General features: G+C 37.5%; 20 protein-coding genes. 6 read left to right on the top strand and 14 right to left on the bottom strand.

Going from position 1 to position 20,739, the window contains the following annotated elements; genetic code table 11:
• The first annotated feature begins 44 nt into the window (after positions 1-44).
• The 4 genes from phnC to ACY9Z2_RS15810 all read left to right on the top strand — a co-directional run bounded on the left by phnC (position 45) and on the right by ACY9Z2_RS15810 (position 4,555).
• Positions 45-821, top strand: coding sequence for a phosphonate ABC transporter ATP-binding protein (gene phnC / locus ACY9Z2_RS15825; RefSeq protein WP_463610629.1), 777 nt, complete (start codon positions 45-47; stop codon positions 819-821).
• Positions 815-1,633 (top strand): phosphonate ABC transporter, permease protein PhnE, encoded by an 819-nt coding sequence (gene phnE, locus ACY9Z2_RS15820; protein WP_463610665.1) that lies wholly within the window; start codon positions 815-817, stop codon positions 1,631-1,633. Before phnC ends, phnE (ACY9Z2_RS15820) begins: the two co-directional genes overlap by 7 nt.
• A complete protein-coding gene (gene phnE / locus ACY9Z2_RS15815; protein ID WP_463610628.1) occupies positions 1,633-2,433 on the top strand; it encodes a phosphonate ABC transporter, permease protein PhnE in 801 nt (266 codons plus the stop codon). Before phnE (ACY9Z2_RS15820) ends, phnE (ACY9Z2_RS15815) begins: the two co-directional genes overlap by 1 nt.
• A 550-nt stretch (positions 2,434-2,983) precedes the next feature.
• Positions 2,984-4,555 carry a bifunctional metallophosphatase/5'-nucleotidase gene (locus ACY9Z2_RS15810; RefSeq protein ID WP_463610627.1) on the top strand — a complete coding sequence of 524 codons (1,572 nt, stop codon included), beginning with the start codon at positions 2,984-2,986 and terminating at the stop codon, positions 4,553-4,555.
• A gap of 31 nt (positions 4,556-4,586) precedes the next feature.
• On the opposite strand, the gene ACY9Z2_RS15805 is transcribed toward ACY9Z2_RS15810, so the two are convergent.
• From ACY9Z2_RS15805 to ACY9Z2_RS15795, 3 genes are all read right to left on the bottom strand, one after another.
• Positions 4,587-5,249, bottom strand: coding sequence for a PepSY domain-containing protein (locus tag ACY9Z2_RS15805; protein WP_463610626.1), 663 nt, complete (start codon positions 5,247-5,249; stop codon positions 4,587-4,589).
• Positions 5,250-5,341: 92 nt separating this feature from the next.
• Entirely contained in the window at positions 5,342-6,691 is a 1,350-nt protein-coding gene (locus ACY9Z2_RS15800; protein ID WP_463610625.1) for a HAMP domain-containing sensor histidine kinase, read from the bottom strand.
• Complete coding sequence (locus tag ACY9Z2_RS15795) at positions 6,688-7,368, bottom strand: response regulator transcription factor (RefSeq protein ID WP_463610624.1); 681 nt, start codon at positions 7,366-7,368, stop codon at positions 6,688-6,690. The genes ACY9Z2_RS15800 and ACY9Z2_RS15795 overlap by 4 nt, the downstream gene beginning before the upstream one ends.
• Before the next feature lie 712 nt (positions 7,369-8,080).
• Between ACY9Z2_RS15795 and ACY9Z2_RS15790 the strand changes: the two genes are divergently transcribed.
• Positions 8,081-8,728: a VOC family protein gene (locus ACY9Z2_RS15790; RefSeq protein ID WP_463610623.1), complete on the top strand. Its 648-nt coding sequence runs from the start codon at positions 8,081-8,083 to the stop codon at positions 8,726-8,728.
• Between the two features lie 304 nt (positions 8,729-9,032).
• Here the strand turns inward: ACY9Z2_RS15790 and ACY9Z2_RS15785 are convergent, their stop codons facing one another.
• From ACY9Z2_RS15785 to ACY9Z2_RS15735, 11 genes are all read right to left on the bottom strand, one after another.
• Complete coding sequence (locus ACY9Z2_RS15785; RefSeq protein ID WP_463610622.1) at positions 9,033-9,353, bottom strand: thioredoxin family protein; 321 nt, start codon at positions 9,351-9,353, stop codon at positions 9,033-9,035.
• A gap of 61 nt (positions 9,354-9,414) precedes the next feature.
• Entirely contained in the window at positions 9,415-10,230 is an 816-nt protein-coding gene (locus ACY9Z2_RS15780) for a DUF368 domain-containing protein (RefSeq protein WP_463610621.1), read from the bottom strand.
• Positions 10,231-10,258: 28 nt separating this feature from the next.
• A complete protein-coding gene (locus ACY9Z2_RS15775; RefSeq protein ID WP_463610620.1) occupies positions 10,259-11,422 on the bottom strand; it encodes a CapA family protein in 1,164 nt (387 codons plus the stop codon).
• 67 nt (positions 11,423-11,489) lie between these two features.
• Positions 11,490-12,779, bottom strand: coding sequence for a DUF2254 domain-containing protein (locus ACY9Z2_RS15770; protein ID WP_463610619.1), 1,290 nt, complete (start codon positions 12,777-12,779; stop codon positions 11,490-11,492).
• A 95-nt stretch (positions 12,780-12,874) separates the two neighbouring features.
• Positions 12,875-14,023 (bottom strand): acyl-CoA dehydrogenase family protein, encoded by a 1,149-nt coding sequence (locus tag ACY9Z2_RS15765; RefSeq protein ID WP_463610618.1) that lies wholly within the window; start codon positions 14,021-14,023, stop codon positions 12,875-12,877.
• 11 nt (positions 14,024-14,034) lie between these two features.
• Positions 14,035-14,805, bottom strand: coding sequence for an SDR family NAD(P)-dependent oxidoreductase (locus ACY9Z2_RS15760; RefSeq protein WP_463610617.1), 771 nt, complete (start codon positions 14,803-14,805; stop codon positions 14,035-14,037).
• 15 nt (positions 14,806-14,820) lie between these two features.
• The gene (locus ACY9Z2_RS15755; RefSeq protein ID WP_463610616.1) at positions 14,821-15,969 is read right to left on the bottom strand and encodes a thiolase family protein; all 1,149 of its coding nucleotides are present in this window, start codon (positions 15,967-15,969) and stop codon (positions 14,821-14,823) included.
• 544 nt (positions 15,970-16,513) lie between these two features.
• Positions 16,514-17,185: a class F sortase gene (locus ACY9Z2_RS15750; RefSeq protein WP_463610615.1), complete on the bottom strand. Its 672-nt coding sequence runs from the start codon at positions 17,183-17,185 to the stop codon at positions 16,514-16,516.
• A gap of 28 nt (positions 17,186-17,213) precedes the next feature.
• A complete protein-coding gene (locus ACY9Z2_RS15745; RefSeq protein ID WP_463610614.1) occupies positions 17,214-18,569 on the bottom strand; it encodes a copper amine oxidase in 1,356 nt (451 codons plus the stop codon).
• Between the two features lie 396 nt (positions 18,570-18,965).
• Positions 18,966-19,748 (bottom strand): anti-sigma factor, encoded by a 783-nt coding sequence (locus ACY9Z2_RS15740; protein ID WP_463610613.1) that lies wholly within the window; start codon positions 19,746-19,748, stop codon positions 18,966-18,968.
• Positions 19,741-20,307 carry an RNA polymerase sigma factor gene (locus tag ACY9Z2_RS15735; protein ID WP_463610612.1) on the bottom strand — a complete coding sequence of 189 codons (567 nt, stop codon included), beginning with the start codon at positions 20,305-20,307 and terminating at the stop codon, positions 19,741-19,743. The genes ACY9Z2_RS15740 and ACY9Z2_RS15735 overlap by 8 nt, the downstream gene beginning before the upstream one ends.
• Positions 20,308-20,543: 236 nt before the next feature.
• On the opposite strand from ACY9Z2_RS15735, the gene ACY9Z2_RS15730 reads away from it, so the two are divergent.
• Complete coding sequence (locus tag ACY9Z2_RS15730; protein ID WP_463610611.1) at positions 20,544-20,687, top strand: YfhE family protein; 144 nt, start codon at positions 20,544-20,546, stop codon at positions 20,685-20,687.
• Positions 20,688-20,739 lie beyond the last annotated feature (52 nt).

The raw sequence follows: 20,739 nt of genomic DNA, 5'->3' as shown, positions 1-20,739 counted from the left end.
TGGCGATATTTGCAATTATAACTATAATGGGGGAAACACTTATTATGATTGAATTTAAAGACGTAAGCCTAGTCTATCCTAATGGAACAGAAGGGCTAAAAAATATTAATACAACCATTAAAGATGGTGAGTTTGTTGTAATCGTTGGTCTTTCTGGAGCGGGTAAATCAACGTTCATTCGTAGTATCAATCGCTTGGTCACGCCTACATCTGGATCCCTTCTGATAGACAATGAGGATATCCTCTCCTACCGTGGTTCACAATTACGAAAGCTTCGTACGAAAATAGGTATGATTTTCCAAAACTATAATCTAGTAAAGCGATCAAATGTCTTGAAAAATGTACTTGCTGGACGATTAGGTCATACAAGCACGTTGCGATCTATCCTGAATTTATATAAAAAAGAAGATATTGGACTTGCATACGAGAGCTTAAAACGAGTAAATATCGAAGAAAAATTATATAACAGAGCTGACGAACTTAGTGGAGGACAACAACAGCGTGTTAGTATCGCACGTGTGTTAACTCAAAAGCCTAATTATATACTTGCCGATGAACCAGTAGCTTCATTAGACCCACCAACATCCCATCAGGTGATGACGTATCTAAAGAAAATCAATAAAGAAGATAATATCACAACAATCGTTAACCTTCACTTTATTGACATGGCAATGGAATACGCTGATCGCATTATTGGAATGCGTGCCGGTGAAGTAGTCTTTGATGGGCCTGTTTCTGAAGTGACCGATAAAACGTTTGAAGAAATATATGGTCGTGCTATTCGTGAGGATGACTTGCGCGGAGGTGCAAAAGAATCGTGACCAAACAATCAAGCTCTAAAACGTTACAAAAAACACCTTCTGTATTTCCGGTTAAAACAAAGGTCCAAATTACTACTATATTAATTGTTGTATTAGGTTTTTATCTATTTAGTATGATCTGGACCCAAGAAAAAATGGTTGGTGGATTTGGTAATGCACTTGGCAATGTATTAGATGTAATGGCGAAGTTTTTTCCGCCTAATATGAGTGTAATTCCAGCAGTATGGGATTCAATGGCACAAACCATACAGATGGCGATTATTGCAACAACTATAGCTGCTATTCTAACAGTACCGTTAGCACTTTTATCAGCGCAAAATATAACAACAATAAAACCTCTCTATCTGACTACTCGTACGTTGTTGAATATATTACGAACCATTCCTGATCTGGTACTTGCGGTAATTTTCGTAGGATTATTCGGTGTTGGATTATTTCCAGGTATTATAGCGCTCATTGTTTTTTCATTAGGTATTTTAGCAAAGCTTATTAGTGAAACGATTGAATCAGTTGATATGAATCCATTAGAAGCCATGCGTGCTTCAGGTGGTGGCGTTCTTCAAGTAATTTTTTATGGGCTAGTACCACAAGTCTTACCACAGTTTACTTCATTTGTTTTGTATGTATTCGAAATAAACATTCGTGCATCAGTCGTTCTTGGTTTAGTTGGTGCAGGTGGTATCGGATTAATATTGGACCAGCAATTAAAGTTTTACAATTATCCGAACGTAATGGCTATCATCATTCTCATTTTCGTTGTTGTTCTAATCATTGAATATATAAGTAACAAACTAAGGGAGGCATTAATTTAATGGAAACTTATTCATTACCTCCAAAAAAAGCTCAATCAGGATTAAAAAGAATTAAAAAAGTTGTCATCATACTAGCAGTTATCGCCTTATATGTATGGACATTCGTTGGAATCGATATTGATTGGGCTCGTGCGGTTGAACGTGCTATAAGTAACTTTGGAATTATTATCCCCCTATTGTTTAATCCCGATTGGGCAGCAACAGGTGAGGTTACGATGAAAATTATTGAAACTGTTTTTATCGCATTTGCTGGATCTTTTATGGCGGCCATCCTTGCAATTCCGCTCGGTTTTTTAGCGGCCAAAAACATGTCACGCAGTAAAATTTTCTCTTCTGTTGGTAAATGGATCCTATCTGCAGTCCGTGCATTTCCGGATATTATTTTAGCGATTTTATTCGTAGTAGCAGTTGGACCGAATGCGTTTGCCGGTGTACTCGCTATTGCGATTGGATCTACTGGAATGTTAGGAAAACTATATTCTGAAGTGGTTGAGTCAATTGATATGAAGGTCGTTGAAGCTATGGAAGCAAATGGTGCAAATAAAGTACAGATGCTTTTCTATGGTGTACTTCCGCAAATCATTCCTGAATTTTTATCCTATGCGATTTATCGTTTTGAAATCGATGTTCGTGCATCCTCCATACTTGGTATCGTAGGTGCAGGCGGTATCGGTACAATGATTATTTTCGCAGCTAATAACCGTAACTGGAGCGAAATGGGACTTATCCTTTTAGCTATTGTCATTGTTGTTACAATCATTGACTTTATATCAGCTAGAATTCGCCGTAAAATTGTATAAGATTGATAGTAAACGAAATGGAAGATCCCCTTCTTTTTCGTTTTCTTATTATTTTAGTTCAGTTTTAGTTTTCAGAGAATAGAAGTAAACTGCGAACTAGGTAGAAGGTAAATTACCGCTACGGAAAACATTTCGCTTTCCGCGGGGTTTGCGCTGGACCACCCACTTCTAGGGCGCCGCTTGATATCGGACAGAGGATGCCTTATTTGCCTTTTTTAGCGTTATTTTGAGAATTATCGGACACACGATACCTAATTCAATTAAAAAACATGATTTTTAACTGTTTTTACCCAAATAAGGAATCCTGAGTCCGATAACAATCGCATTTACCCTTATTTTACCCAAATAAGGAATCGTGTGTCCGCTAGCTGTCATCCTGCGTGCATGTAATCATTCCAGTACGCTCAAGAATGTTACTTCCTTGTCTTGACCGTAGCGGAAATCAACGTTGCTATTACTAATGGCATGAGTTTTCTTTAGTTCGCATTTTATTTCAACCACGAAAATTATAGGGTCATTAAATAAACGAATAGAGCTAGGAGTATTACATATGAATAAGGCAAAATTAACTATTTTATATACGAGTGATGTTCATGGAAATGCATTACCAATTCTTTATGGTACTAATAAAGCAGATAATATTGGTCTTGCAAAATATGCAACAGTGGTTAAACAGGCTAAGGAAAAGAATAACGACCTACTTGTACTAGATAATGGAGATGTGATACAAGGCACACCGCTTATGACGCATTATATTAAAGAACATCGCACAAAAGAAAATCCAATGATCGGTATTATGAATCGAATTGGAGTTGAAGCAGGTGTCATCGGTAATCATGAATTTAACTTCGGAATAGAAGTTTTACAAAACGCTGTAAACCAATCAAATTTTCCATGGCTATCTGCAAATATTATAAACCAGACAACTAACAAGCCTTTCTTTGGACAACCTTATTATACGAAGGAATTGGAAAATGGTATTAAGGTAGCGGTAATCGGGGTAACCACCCATTACATTCCAAATTGGGAGGCCCCAGCTCACATAAAAGGCATTTCATTCCAACATGCACTAGAATCTTTACAGGATTGGGTTACCTATGTTCGAAATACTGAAAAACCAGACCTAGTTATCGCTTCTTATCATGGTGGATTTGAACGTGACATTGAGACAGGTGAAGCAACGGAGGCATTGACAGGGGAAAATCAAGGATATCAAATGTGTCAGGAGATAGATGGCATTGATATATTGTTGACTGGTCATCAACATCGAATACTTACTGGTATGATTAATGGCGTACTAGTCGTTCAACCAGGATTTAATGGCAGAAACTATGGCCAGATTGACGTGCACCTGACTAAAGGTGTAAATAATTGGCAAATCGATTCTAAACATGCCGCTGTACATGATTTGGTTAACGTCCCAGCTGACCTTGAAGTAATGACCTATATGGAGGCATTAGAAAACTCTACCCAACAATGGCTTGATCAGCCTATTGGATATATTGATGGTGATATGACAATTACCGACCCGTTCAACGTTCGTATGGAAAAACATTCTTTTATTGAATTTATCCATAAAGTTCAAATGGATGCCACAGATGTTGATATTTCAGTTACTTCATTACTTAATAATACATCCAGCGGTTTTGGTCCAGTTGTGACAATGCGTGACGTAGTAGCTAATTACATGTATCCGAACACATTAGTCGTCTTAGAACTAACAGGCGCAGACATTATTGCTGCACTTGAAAAAACCGCTTCTTATTTTATGCTAAACAATGATGATGAGATTGACGTAAACCCAGAGTTTAGTATACCAAAACCACAACATTATAATTACGATATGTGGGAAGGTATTGACTATACAATAAATGTTGAAAATCCAGTTGGGTCAAGGATTGAACATGTATCTAAAAACGGTAAGCCACTTGAACTTGGTAGAACGTATAAAGTGGTATTAAATAATTATCGTGCAAACGGTGGCGGCAATTATAATATGTTCAAAAATAAACCAATAGTAAAAGAAGTACAAAAGGATACGGTGGAGTTAATCCATCGCTATTTTGAAAAACATCCTACCGTAGAAGCAACCGTAACAAAAAATTTCCAAGTAATAAAATAGTAAAAGCCCAGATTTCATCTGGGCTTTCGTACTAATCTTCTTCATTTTTGTCATCATCACCGTCATTTTTATCTTCGTCACTATCGTCATTGTCGTCATCTTTATCATCTTTGTCATCATCTTCTTCGATGGACACAATGACTACTTCTCCTGTATAAGCGTCAATTTCAACGTCTGCTTCTTTTTTATCAGAACGGATTTCGATTTCATACCGCAAGTGGCCATCATCTTCATCTAAGTCAATACTAGTTATTTTTCCATCAAATTCTTTTAACGCAATTTCTTCCGCTTTTTTTGCTTCAATAACTACTTTATCCGAAGATTTTTTACCGTTCTGTTCAGTATTAACTTTGTTATCACTGTTTTGGTTGTTAGCCTGATTATCGTTCGTTTTCTCGTCCTGTTTTGTTACTGGTTTTTCTTTTAAATGAAGAACTTTTCCACTACTTCCATCAAGCTTTAAATCATACTTTTTATCTTCACCTAAAATTTCCACCTCATATACAGCGTTTCCTTGCTCCTTTTCCAATTCTAATTCGGTAACTTTTCCAGGATATTGATCGGCAATTAATTTCCTTACCTCATCAGTTGATAGTGTTTCCTCTGCCTGTGAAGCTGCCGCTTGATAAACTCCGATTCCAAGTACAGAAGCAATAATAATCGCCCCTACTGTGAACTTTTTCTTTTTATTCATCTTATTCCCTCCTAATTTTCTTCTTGCTACTATCATATCCTCTCCGAATGAAAGAATAATGTGAAGAAGATTAGAATTTGATGAGAAAACAATTAATGTTCTTTCACAATTGGAAGTTTGACAGTAAATGTGCTTCCTTCATTCCATTTACTTGATACAAATAATTCACCTTCATGTGATGCGACAATCGATTTGGCAATTGCGAGTCCGAGGCCCGTTCCACCATTATCCCTGCTTCTCGCCTTGTCAATCCGATAAAAACGATCGAAAATCTTGTCTTGTTCCTCTGCAGGTATTCCTTGTCCGAAGTCTTGTACCTTTATTAAAACGTTCTCTTCATCTGTATCGATTGTCAAAATAATTTCATCATCGCTATATTTGCATGCGTTTTCTAACAGAATATAAATGACCTGTCTTAGCTGACCTTCATTTGCATGCACACGTATAGTTTCATACTCATTATTAATACGAATCAATCGTTCGTAAGCACCTTTGAAAACAGAGACAATATCTTCACATAAATTGGTGATATCAACATTCGTAAACGCTGTTTCCTGTTTACTTTTTGCAAGAAAAAGTAGCTGTTCCACTAAATATTGCATCCTGTCCGCTTCCGTTTCAATTGCATGAATGGACTCCTGATAAATTTCCGGACGTTCCCTGCCTCGTCTTTCCAATAGTTGTGCATAGCTTTTAACAATTGCAATTGGAGTTTTTAATTCATGCGAAGCATCTGAAACAAATTGTTCTTGTTTCGCAAAACTCACACGCAGATGATCAATCATTTCGTTGAAGGTTCGCTCCATTTGGTACAGTTCATCTTTTGAATGGCTACGCACAGGTATTTTATACCACTCATCATTTTTCTTATTCGTTTCCATCGTTTGAATTAGTGCTTGGATAGGCTTTAAAATAAACCGACTTAAAATCCTTCCAGCCAAAAGCGTTGGTAAAAGCATAATGATGGATGCGGCAATTACCACATAAAGTAACGTTTGCATGGTATTTTCTAAACCAGTTAAATATTTTGCTACCTGCAAAGTGACGACATTTCCGTTACCCCATATCACAGGTTGAGCGACAACTGCTGCATCTGCTTGTTTTTCAATAGATTCGATTGTATGAATTTCCTCATTCGTGAATTCAATCGGAAGCTTTGTGTATTCACTATGTTTTGTTACTGTAATTAGGATATTGTTACTACTATCGATTACTCGAATCATTCCGTCATTCGGTACATATGCCCGCAATAATTTATTCTTTGCAATGTCTGGATTAGCATTTATAGTACTAATAATTGTTTCCATTTGGGAATCTAGTTGTTCTAATTCATTTTCAGCTGATGTTTTATAGAAAAAATAGTAAATAGAGGCATTAATAAGTAATATAAACACCAACATGATTACACTTGAAAACAATTGAATTTTTGTTCGTAACTTCATTTGACTTGGTCCTTTATCATATAGCCTACCCCGCGAACTGTTTGGATGTACTTCGTTTCAAATGGTTTGTCGATCTTTTGACGAAGATAGCGAACATACACATCAATTACATTGGTGTCTCCTAAATAATCGTAGCCCCATACTTTATCAATTAATTGTTCTCGGGTGAGAACAATGTTTTTGTTTTGTAAAAGATAAATTAGTAAATCATATTCTCGTGGAGTCAATTCAATATCCATAGTATCTCGTTTAATCTGTCTTGTATTTAGATCAACTGTTAAATCTCCAACTAGTAATTCATTCCGATCGAGTTGCTGCCTTAAATGAACCCGAATTCGTGCTAGAAGCTCTTCAATTTGGAATGGCTTCGTCACATAGTCATTAGCTCCTAAGTCCAGGCCACTCACTTTATCATGAATTTGATCACGTGCAGTCAATAGAATGATTGGCGTTTCTTGGTCGGTCCGTCTAACTTTACGCAATAATTCTAAACCACTCATTTCAGGTAGCATAATATCCAGCAGTACAAGATCCCAATGTTTGGTTTCTAGTAATCTTAATGCTTCTTTTCCGTTCATTGCGATTTGTGTTTGATAATTTTCATACTCCAATTCCAACTGTAAAACCCGACACAGCTTTTGCTCATCTTCCACAATCAAAATAGCTGGTTGATTCAATCTGTTCACCTACTTTTTCATCTAATTTAATTGTACTATACCACTGAAAACACTGTTAGACGAATAGGACACTGAAAAAGTGGTGGATTTTAAAATTTTTACCTTTCATCTTAACTTAGCATCTTGAATATACGGAGACTCCTTGAAAAAGAAAATCGCTTTTTCTGCGTGCGATGTCTTTTCAGGGAAGCATTCCTTGTCCTGCGGGAAGTAAGAGATCGGTGAGACCCCGCAGGACGACAGTCCGCGGAGGCTCGACACTCGCCCGCGGAAAGCGCAGTATATTCAAGATGCGATGATAGATTCGCATATTTTGTGATATATCTAACTTTTTCAGTGGCCTTAGACGAATAGGACACTCTTTTTAAACTGATAGGGAAGTATACGTTTTAAGGGTATCGGCATACGATAAAGGGAAATTTTTACCATTAAGACCTGGCGATAAACTGGGTTTTCTAATAACGTCAGAAAGCATAAATTAGGCTAGACCTTGCAAGGAATACTTCAGTATTTTCTATTAAGGACGAGGTGAATGCCGAGCAATTCTAAAAACAGATGTGTTGCATATTTTGTGCCAGCAAACGATAATATATAGAAACGTATCTGGATTATAATTTTTCAGGACGGGTATGGTATAAAATTAGTGGATTGATAAACGCCTTACATCCAATGATTTTGGCTAAATGAGTTTACATTTAAGGAGTGATGCGTAATGTTAGCACTTGATCATGTGGTGGTTGCTGCTACTAACGCTGAAGAATTGAGTGCCGTTTATGGAAATCAATTCACAATAAAATCGGTTAAGGGTGGCCAACACAACGATTGGGGTACCTATAATTATTTGTCTTATTTTTCAAATGATAGTTATATAGAATGGCTAGGGAGCTTTGATAACGATAAATCAAATAAAGCAGATAATCTATTAGTCAAACATCTCATGCATGTTTTAAATAAGAAGGATGTCGGTCCATTTCAGTTTGCACTTAGGACCAATCAAATGGACAAATTTATTGCACATTTTGAAGAAAACAACATACCTTTTAATGGTCCAATTTCTGCAAAGCGTGAGAAGCCGGATGGATCTGTGTTGAAGTGGAGAATGCTTTTTCCAACATATAATTACGAAACTGAGGTTCTACCATTTTTGATCGAATGGGAGAATCCTAGAGAGGCATATCCAGACACTAGCTTATTGAATACACAAACAATCAGACAAATAAACGTTGGTGGAATAGATAAAGAGACTTTCACGAAAATCTATCAATTAAAGCCCAGAAAACTAAATAAAAATCAATTTCCATTACAAAATAGTAAAATAACCTTTACGAATGATAATAAACTGGAGTTTGATTTGATTTAAAGAGGCTAGAATAAAAGTAATTTTATCAAAGAGAATCTGAACTATAATTTAAAATGGTGTAAAAAACCGCTCCGGAAATATACTTCGCGCACCTTAGGGTGGCTGGTGAGCCTCCTTGCCCCGGCAAGGGGTATGCCGACGTTGTCCGCAAAGGACGGTTTTAGTCGGCCTTCCTTACTAGACGCACTCCGGGGTCTCACCGATGCCATTCCTCCCGCAGGAGTCTACGTATATTTCCGGAGCTATTATAGATCATTGTTCGTTATTTAAATTGATAGGACTAGTTATGTCCCAATCTCTCGTATTAATCCAACTTTTCATGTAAAAATTCGCTTACTGATTCTGGTGATTTTGTATATGCACTATGTTGATGCGCAATCTTTTCACCGTTTTGGAAAAGTAAAATGCTCGGAATCCCCATAACCTCATATTTCTCTGCTAGACCTTTAACTTCATCACTGTTTAGTTGATACCAATCATGACCCGAAAATTCATCCATCACGTCACCGATAAACATGTCCATACGCTTGCAGTCTGGACACCAGTCAGCAAAAAACTTTACAATAACAGGTTTTTCACTCTGGATAACTTCGTAAAACTTATCTTCTGTATTTAGTTGTTCCATTAAAATCACTCCTTCATTGTATCTGTCCTAATTGTATCGATTTTTGATCAACTTGTCTTATTTACTGCTTATACTCAAATCGACCAAGTACATAAGCAACAAATAATCCTATCGCAAAAGTCACGACACTAAGGATAAGCAGAGAAGAAGTTAAAGGAAATCCCGGATATACAACAAAAATGGAACCGATAACTAATCCAATAATAAGCGCGAAGGTTGCATATCGATAATTGTGTAGAAAAAAGTGAATGATTTTACTCATTACAAGAATACCAATAATGATACCAACTCCAGTCACAGCGATAACATCTAGTTGCAGATTACTAATAGCACTAATAATTGTTGGATATATACCAATGAGTAAAAGCATAAATGAACCGCTAATACCTGGTAAAATCATTGCACTGCTTGCCAACATACCAGAAAAAAATAATACGATATACGTGGTCATTGTATAGTTTTCAATAACACTAGGTTCTCCAGTTCGAATGAATGCCATTGAACCAACGATTATAGCACCGATAATTAGTAATAGATAATGCTTTCCTTCAAAGGTCCGTTTAGCATCCGCTTCATGAAATAGATATGGCAAGATACCAATTATTAATCCTAGAAAGAAAAATTGAGTTGGGCCTGGATAATGCTCAAACAACCACTCAATTAATCGACTCAATAAAAGAATTGCAGCACCAACACCGATTCCTAGTGGTATTAGAAAGCCGAAATGTTTTTTCCAATCCTTACTGAAGATTCCATTAATCGCTTCAATTAATCGGTCATAAATTCCTAATAATACCGCGATTGTGCCACCGCTGACACCGGGGATTACATCGCTTGCCCCCATTAGCATGCCTCGATAAATATTTTTCCACTCCATTTATTGAACTCCCTCGTTATCTATCTTTTTATTTCTCAATAAACTCTAGTTCTGGCACCCATTGAGACAGGTGTGTCTTCATTTCGTTGTAATGTTTGTTTGCATTCGGAAGTTGTTTCGTTGTTAGTTGAAACATTGGTACTACCTCAAAATTCGTTTCATCCGTATAATTTACAAAGGTAGGAAGAAATTTTGGGTTTATCACATCAATCTTTGTTCCTTCATTTTCTACAACCGTTTTTCGAATTGTTATGTTGAGCATCCCACCTATTCGACGGTAAAACTCATCCTGTCCCGATAAAAAATTTCCAAGTGAATACGCAACAAACGTTTTATTTCCATTCTTTCCTTCAACATAGTCTACAGGTTGTAAAACGTGCGGATGATGTCCTATTACAACCTGTACCCCTAGGTCTGCCACAAATTGCACAAGATCCTTTTGCTCTTCAGAAGGCATACGCTCATACTCATTTCCAAAGTGGAGGCTTAAGACAATAACATCAGATTGTTTCTTTGCTTTTTTAATATCAGAGGCTATTTTTTCTCGATCAATCAAATTAACTAGATATTCTTTTCCTTCCGGGACTGGAATTCCATTCGTTCCGTACGTATAGGCAAGGAAAGCAACATCTATATTTTCATCCGTTTTCATAACACGAATATCTTGCTGGTCCTCTTGACTTTTATATGCGCCAGTATACATCATACCGATTTTTTCCCAATAAGAAATAGCGTTCTGGATGGCGACTTCTCCACGATCTAACGTATGATTATTCGCGATTGTGACGAGATCTATCCCAGCCTCCTTCAATGCGTCACCCATTTGCTGTGGCGTGTTGAATGCAGGATAAGTCGATAATCCTAGCGCGACACCACCTATCATTGTTTCTTGATTAGCCATCGAAATGGTAGGTCTTTGCAAAAAAGGTTTTACCTTATCAAGCATCGGATTGAAGTTATATTGTGTACCATTAAATGCATCCTGATAAACTGTTTCATGTATTAATAAATCTCCAATAGCAGAGAGCGAGATTTCGTGTGTTTTGATAGTTAAAAATTTCGTATCAATTTGCTTATCTTGAATAATCGTTTGATCCGTTGGGTTGTCCGTTGCTTCGTATATATCCTCATTACAGGCAACTAGTAATGTAACATGTATATATAAAAGAAATAGAATTATGTAGCGTAACATGATAAGTCACCCCTTTGTTCCTATCATATCACATTCCAAACACGCTTCGACAAAATTCACACACCGATTATTCTGGTGAACATAATGCTTCGAAATCTTTATACATTTTATTCAAATGTATACGGTCCAATTCAGATAAATTATCCCAAACAATAACATCCATGATATAATAGTGAAACTTCCAAACCTTTTTCTTTATAGGGCTCCTGCTCACAACGGCAATCTTATACAATACCTCAATCATCGCATAAAGTATGGAAACATCCTCTTTCCCATAATGACGGATTTGATAGAAAGATTTATACAAATATTCATCAAATACTTTCGGCTCACAAATAACCCGTAATTGTTTATCTTTATCTACTAAATATTTATTCTCGGCATATACTTCCCCAATCTCACTAAGTAGTGCGCCAATCCGATTGAGACAATTGATCGCCGTATGCGGGTCATTAATTGCTGGTGATATGGCACGCAAAGCAATCTCTACAAGTTTTTGCAACATAAACTCTACATCCTGAAGATCTGTACGTTCGTTTCCTATAATAAGAAACTGTTTAAATGCATAATTATCCTCACATTCTTCCGTTTCAATTACACTCATAATTGGCAAATCCTTCGTTACAAAGTCACCAATTTGGACATGGACATGCAGCATACATCCCTGATTTGTTGCCTGCTTGACAAGCTCTTCCCATTCCACTTTTTGAATATATCCAGAAGCATAGGCTTTTATTACTCGTCTGTTATTAGACCTTATTTTCGTAAGTTCTTCTTCGTCCCATTTTTCAAAACCGGAATATTCCTTCTGGCTATACGTGTTTCTGATTACTTGTGTTGCATCATTACGTATTTTGCCAATCAAATTATTCACTTGAATCCATCTTGCTGAGTGATGAATGAAATATACAAAAAAAGCAAGCGTTATCATAGCAACAATCACCATGAAAATCGGTCCAATGACTGAAGACTCTTTTCCAGCAGTTAACAAATGGCCAAGAGCAAAGATAAAACCTAGACAATAGACTCCTAAAACGTGTTGGGTTGTTTGACTTCTCATGAAATCCTGCAAGGTACGCGGTGAAAATTGCGTCGAATATGTAGTCAACACTACCATGATTACAGAAAAGCTGATTGTGGTCATAGTTAATATACCTGTTACAAGTGATGCATATAAATCAATTGCAACTTTGTTTGTTGTGAGCAATATTTTCGGTAGTTCATTTTTATAACTTGAAATTAACCAGCCATCCGTTATCGTAATAAGAATAACCAACAAGATAGATATTACACCGTAAACTGCCGGAATGAACCAAAAGCTTTCCCTAATTTTTATGTCTATTTTCGTTTGATTCATTAGCGTACTCCTTTTTTTGTTATAACGTCAAAAAAATGGTAGACCATAGAGAAATACTTCAGCATTTGCTATAAGCGAATGCATAGTTCCTCTAATTACAGCCCCATATTTTTAGCAATAATTGATTTCATAATCTCATTTGAACCAGCGTAAATGGCTGCAACAGGCGTGTCACGATACCTTCTTGCAATCTTATAATCTTCCATGTAACCGTAGCCTCCATGAAGCTGCATACAAGTCGCTGAAATCTCCTTTGCTGTTTCCGTTAACCAATATTTTGCCATCGAAACCTTTGTTACAATATCTTTTCCAGCTACATGATCTTCTATGAGTGATTCAAGGAATGTTTTGCCTAACTCTACTTTAGTTGACATTTCAGCTAGTTGAAACTGTGTGTTTTGAAAAGCACTAATTGGCTTGCCAAAAGCATGGCGTGTTTTCACGTAATTCACCGTCATGTCGAGCATATCTTCTGAAGCAGTTTGGCCAGCAATTGCAACTACTAGACGCTCTTGCTGTAATTTATCCATTAAATAACGGAAGCCCTTCCCCTCTTCACCAATTAGATTTTCAATGGGTACGATGCAATCATCAAAAAAGAGTTCGGCTGTATCCTGAGCATGCATGCCAACTTTATTTAATTTTTGACCACGGAAAAATCCTTTCATCCCTTCTTCAATGATTACTAAACTGATTCCTTTGTGTTTAGGTTCTGCGTTCGGATCGGTTTTAACCACAGCTAATACTACATCAGCGTGGATTCCATTGGTAATAAATGTTTTTTGGCCGTTTACAATATAGTGATCGCCTTTTCGAATTGCAGTAGTTTGTATATTTGCAAGATCAGAACCAGCCCCTGGCTCGGTCATTGCAACAGCTGTAATATGTTCCCCGGTCACACACCCGGGCAGAAAACGCTCCTTTTGTTTCATCGTGCCATATGATTCAATGTACGGTACCACAATATCATTATGTAATCCAATTCCAGTTAGACTTGTACCTACTTTTTCCAACTCTTCTAATAGAATAACAGAATAAGTGAAATCTAATCCCAATCCTCCAAATTGCTCCTCAACATGTGGACACAGAAATCCCATATCACCCATCTTGTTCCAGAACTCCCGCGGTATTATTCGATCTTGTTCCCATTGCTCGTAGTATGGCGTTACTTCTTTTTCCAAAAATTTCTTAAGTGCATCTCGAAACATTTCATGATCATCCGTCTCGAATCGATATTTTCGCATCATAACACTCCTTATTTTGGTTGCATTCGTATGGAGCCATCAATACGGATTACTTCCCCATTTAACATCGAATTAGTCATAATGCTTTCAACTAGTTTTGCAAATTCAGATGGTTTACCTAATCGATTGGGAAAAGGCACCCTGGCACCTAGACCTTGCTTAGCAGCTTCTGGTAAGGTATCAAACATCGGCGTTTCAAAGAGCCCTGGTGCAATGGCCATAACCCGAATCCCATATCTAGCAAACTCTCTAGCAAGTGGTAATGTCATACTTGCTACTCCACCTTTTGATGCGCTATATGCGGCTTGCCCGATTTGTCCTTCAAATGCAGCAACAGATGCCGTATTAATAATGACGCCCCGTTCCCCTGCTTTATTCGGTTCATTATTCTGCATGAACGACGAAGCAATACGAATAACGTTAAACGTTCCTAAGAGGTTAATCCTGATGACTTTTTCAAAAGCTCCAAGCTCCATTACACCTTTTTTACCTAGTACTTTGCCTGGTGTCGCAACTCCAGCACAGTTAATTAACCCATTTATTTTGCCAAACGTATTTACCACCTCTGCTACGTTTAGTTCTACTTCTTGCTCTGAGGTTACATCAGTCTTTTTAAACAAAATTTGGTTCGATCCAATTTCGTTGATTAGTGATTCGGCACGCTCTCGGTTCAGATCAAAAATCGCAACCTTTCCGCCGGACTCTACGATTCTTCTAACACATGCCTCTCCTAAACCAGACGCGCCACCTGTTACTATCGCACATAGATTTTTACATTCCATCAAACCATCCCCACCTTATAGTCGTTCAATAATGGTTGCATTTGCCATTCCCATACCTTCACAAATTGCTAGGAGACCGTATTTTCCATTAATCCGTTCCAACTCATTTACTAGCGTAACAAGTAATTTGGTTCCAGTGGCACCTAATGGATGCCCAAGTGCAATTGCACCACCATTTACATTTAATTTTTCTGGATTAGCATCTAAGTCGCTTAGCCAGGCTAATGGAACGGACGCAAATGCCTCGTTTACCTCGTAGCGATCCATATCATGAAGTGTAAGTTTTGCTTTTTCTAATACCTTTTTTGTCGCAGCAATTGGTCCGGTCAGCATAAGTGTAGGATCTGATCCAACTACCGTTCTGGCAACAATCCGTGCTTTGGGTGTGAGGCCAAGTTCTTCAGCCTTTTCTCGTGACATCAATATCACTGCAGATGCCCCATCACTCATTTGACTAGCATTTCCAGCTGTTATTTTTCCATTTTCCTGAAAAACAGACTTCAGACCGGCTAAAGTATCAAGTGTTGATCCTTTACGAGGACCTTCATCTTTTTTCATCCAAACCTTGCTACCATCCTCATTCATCACTTCAACAGGAACAATTTCATTTTCAAAATTTCCTTGTTGAATCGCATGTAATGCTTTTCGATGACTTTCTAATGCGAACGTATCTAGTTCTTCTCGTGAAAATCCCCATCTATCAGCAATTTTTTCTGCGGAAATTCCTTGATTTACTATTTCATATGAATCGGTTAGAAGTTTGCTAGGTTTAACATTCTTCATGTTTGACATCATCGGTTCACGTGACATACTTTCTACACCACCTGCAATGACAATGTCCATATCTCCAGATGCAATAGCCTGTGCACCGAAATGAACCGCTTGTTGACTCGAACCGCACTGACGGTCAATGGTTACTCCCGGTACATCTACTGGAAATCCTGCAATTAATGCAGCAGTCCTTGCTATGTTACCGCCTTGCTCACCGACCTGTGTAACACAGCCTAAAATAACGTCCTCTACATCTTCTTTTCGTACACCTGAACGATTTACTAATTCCTGTAATAGATTTGCTGCAAGTTCATCTGGACGAAAATTTGAAAATGCCCCATTACGCTTTCCAATAGCAGTTCTATACCCATCTATTATTAAAACCTCACGCACTTTCTTCACCCCTATTTTTGTATTATGTATATTCAGTATACCTGTTGTATCATGAACGATAAAGATATTTTTGACTATTCAAACAGATGTTTATTGCTTAGGAATCTTCTAAGTTGAGTCCTTTTTTTCATTTTATTGTTTACACGTTTTCGTAGTGTCTTCTTTGCCGCTTGGTAACGCCTCGACTTTTTTAGGCAAGGGCATAATACCGGAAGAATTGTGATTAGCGGACACCAGATCCTTTATTCGTACAAAATTGACCCATATGTGACTGTTCGTGGACACAGGATCCTTTATTTAGTTAAAAACACGTTGAAATTGCTATTTCTCATTAAATAAGGAATCCTCTGTCCTCATAACCCCAAAAACATGTTCGAAAAGTAAAAATAACGGATTCTGTGTCCGCATCAGGCGGTCTGCGCCGCGATTTTCACGTAGGATAAAAGCCTCCAGTATTCCATTTTTATGTCAAAAACATCAATCTCTTAAAAAACAAAGCTGACCTACCACGCTTTTGTGATAGGTCAGCTCTGATTAGATTCTATTATTTTTCCATTTTCAATTCGGTATAAACGACGAGACGTTTGTTATGTGTGCCAAGATCATCTATATAATCACCGGCACAAGTAATTAAATTTAGCATTCTTCTTGGTGTATATCCAAATATTTGTTCAACTGGTGCTTCACCAAGTTCAAAGGCTTTTTTATCTACTACTTCAAACACTAACGTTTTGCCGTTCTTATCAGAAACCTTTACTTCTTCCCCAACCTCTAGATCTTCTAGGTCCCAAAATACGCCGTGGCCTTTTGGATCGTTTACGTGACCAGAGATTACTGCACTACCTTGCTCACCAGGTTTCGGTCCCTTTTCATACCATGCAGCATTACGATAATCTTTTGGATTTCCCATCTTACCATTATCTAATAATCCAACTTTTTCTACATCTGCTTTTACACCAATGCTTTCGATTGTAATGGTGGCAGGAACTATTTCCTCAACTGGATCGCCAAAGGCGTCCTGATAAATTTGCATATCTTCACTTGTACTTTTGGTAGAAGACATATTTTTGGTTTCTGTTTCTTTCTTTTCAACTGGTTGTTCTTCAGTTGTTTTTTCTTCGTTACTATCTTGATTAGATTGGCTGGAGTCAGTGCTTTGCATCTGACCACAGCCAACTAAAATGGATAGTAAGAGAATACTTAGCAATGTCCGCATCGCACTGACCCCCTGCCTTTATAATCTATTATTTTTCTTCAGTTGCCTGGTATTTACGGATTGCTACAAATGCTGCTAGAGCAATTGCACTTGCGCCTAATAACCAAAGCATCATCATGTCATTGTTAGCTGCTGGTTCGAAACCAGTCTTTGGCATATCAGTAGGCATATCAGAAGCAAACTTATCTGGGAATTGTGCTACGATAGCGCCAGAAAGTGCTTTTGAAATATCATTTGCATGCATGTAACCTTCGTGGAACTGGTTATACGCTTCTTCGTAGTTACCTGCTACATAAGCATCGAATGCAGCTACTAATTGATCAACGTGCATTTGTAATGATTGAGATACCGCGTCTGCAGTAATTTCTCCATTAGTTGCAGTTTCCATAAATGCTGAGAAGTCTTGGCGATATTGAGCTAACTCATCAAGAGCTGCTTGCTTCGCTTCTTCATCTCCTGCAGCAGTTGCTTTTACATAATCAACAAAGTATCCAATATGGTTACTCCACATTTCTTTAAATTTAGCTGCTGCTTCTGCACCATAAACCGATTCAATTGCTCCTGCAAGTTTATCCGTGTTTGTTGCTAGCTGTGCCGCATTTGCTTTAAAGATTTCAGCTGATTCTTCACCTTCGCTACCATTTTGCATTGCAGTTACAGCAAATGCAACGTGACCTGAAAGTAGGTTGTTTAACGTTAGACGAAGATCTGCTGCTGGTGTAACAGCCATTTCGTTATTAAATTTCTCAGGGAATTGCGCTACGATTGCACTAGATAGACCCTTCGCTGTCATATACATATGTGCTCTAGCTTCTGCTTGTTGACTAAATGCTTTTGCATAGTCACCAGCTACATATGATTCAAATGCTCCAATTAATTGATTAACGTGAGTTTGTAAACCTTCAGCTAATGCATCAGCTTCTACACGTCCTTCAGTTGCTTTATCAAGAAATGCTGAGAAATCTTGACGGTATTGAGACAACTCTTCTAATGCTGCTTGCTTCGCTTCCTCATCTTCATTTGCAGTTCCTTTTACATAATCAACAAAGTATCCAATATGTGCACTCCACATGTCTTTAAATGCTTTTCCTGCTTCTTCACCGTACACTGAAGCAATTGCGTCTGATAACAATTGTGTGTTTTCGCTCAACTGCGCTGCTGCTGCTTCGAAGTCTTCCGCTCCTTCGATACCTTTACGCATCGTAATAATTGCTAGATTAGCGTGCTCAGATAACAACGATCCGAGTGTCGCTCTTAGATCAACAGCTGCATTACTCACTGTTGGCGCCTCCGTTGTTTCTGCTGCGTTTACTAATCCTCCGTTCGCCGAAAATAATAATGCTGCACTCATTGGTGCTACGACTAATGCTTTTTTCCAATTCATCTTAAAAAACAACTCCTTTTTGTGTTTTATTAATTATTTTGTTTCTACTTAGCTAACGAAGATGAATTGGGTTTGGATCACTTTTATCTAAAAAACTTTTAAAAAATCTAGTTATTTTAGCTGATTTATACTCCTGAACGCCTACATGACACTGTTTTATATCTTTGTTATTTTTTATAAAAAAGTATTATCTAATAACTATTATAATAGGTAGGCGGATCGTAAATTTAAAATTTGGATCGTATTTTATAAATTCGGACCGTATTTTTCAAATCTGGACAGTAATTGTAAATTCTAAATATCAAAAAACAGCACACCAATTACAATGTAGAATTGGAATGCTGTCGTCCGTTATACTGATCATTAAAACGAGTTAATTGATCGCATAGAACTCAATTATGATAAAGGTGAACTTAATATAATCTCACCTTGTGGAGTTTGACTATTAGCAGTTGGTTCTTTTGTAATAGCGATGGTATCGAAATTATGATCACCTTCGTAGTTCATAATATACGATACAGCACCTGCTCCTTCATTATTTGAAACAAAAGTTCCTGCTCGATATGGTTTTCCATCCTCAAGTACCCAGACTTGATATGCTTCTTCGCCTTCTAGAGGTGGTAAATCACTTGCCTGCACTACTAGATTGGTTTTATCATTTTGTTCAATCATCATTGCAGTTGCTTGTGCGCTTACTCCTTCAGAAGGACTTAATGAAAGCATCTTTTGGATGGCATCAAGTGAGTTATCCTCCGTTGTTGGTGGTGATGCTTTTTCTTCAGGTTGATCCGTTATATACACTAATGCTGCTCCATTACCAACTAAGGATAAAGTTAAAACTGCTGCAATCAGTGGCTTATACCATCCTTTTTTCTTAGTTGCTTTTGGTTCATTATAATCTTCAATTGACGTTACATTATCTCTTTCTTTTTGTTGTTCAGGTTCTTCTATTGTTTCATCTGTTCCGTTAATTATAGAAGATAGTACACGTTCCTTCATACCACTAGGTGGGTCAATAGCTTCACTGCTATACGGAAGGTCTTCTGTTAACTGCTGTAGTTCTGCTAGTTCTTCTTGACACTCCGAACATTCTAACAGATGTGATTCAAATTCTTCTTCCTGTTCTTTTGTCAGTTGATTGTTGAAATAATCTAGTAACAAATCACATGTTTTAGACATCATCCTGAACCCCCCTTTCATTCGTAGGTGACAGTAAGCCGCGTAAATGTTTCAATGCGAGCCTCACTCTCCCTTTCACTGTGCCTAGTGGTATATCACATGCTTTCGCTATTTTCGATTGTGACATTCCTTTAAAATAAAACATCTCTATTATCTCTTGTTGTTCATCAGTTAATTGTTTTACTGCCTCACGAATTTCCTCACTTTTTTCCTTCCATTCAATTTGGTCCTCTGTTGAAGGATTCGCATCATGAAGTGCATCTCTCTCGTCCAGTTCGTAGGGCGTTTCCTGCTTCTTTCTTAGCATATCAATTGTAGCATTACGCGTTACAGTTAATAACCAAGATGAAAATTTCCCTTTTGATTCATCAAAGTTTCGTTGTTTTGACCATATTTTCGTAAAAACATCCTGTACAATTTCTTCTGAAAGAAACTTATTCTTGGTCATACGAAACGAGAATGAAAACAATAGTTTTTCATAGCGATCATATAGTAGCTCGAGCGCATGTTCATCTTGTGCTTGTGCTCGATTGAATAGTTCAACATCTTGTTCTCGCATAACATTCTCCTTTTGAAAAGATATATAGGGCTATCATATCATAATTACCCTATTCGGAGAGATGTGAAGCACCTATTAAAAAGGACGCTTCTACATAGTATACGGTTTTAAATCGCGAATGGATCACTTTTCCACGAATAAATAGTCTAATTATCTAGATTTTACGTTTTAAGTTATGTATAGCGGGAAACGTTTTATTCAAGCAAATTTTTTACTTGAAGAAAGGGTCGATAAAGATGCCAAAAGCTCAATATCAACCAACAAAAAACAAACAGCTTTCCGATGCGCAGGAAGTATTGTACACGAAAGATTTCAAGCAAGCAGATGCGGCTGGCGGCTACCGCAAGTCGAAAATAAAAGAAGCAAAACAAAACAACTAATACGTTCAACACAAGCGAACGCCACCTTTCTCGCACAGAAAGGTGGCGTTTT

Source organism: Virgibacillus sp. GM2-2 (genome assembly GCF_055329585.1).
Note: the sequence above shows the minus strand (reverse complement) of the source record. Positions and strands in the feature narration are given on the sequence as shown.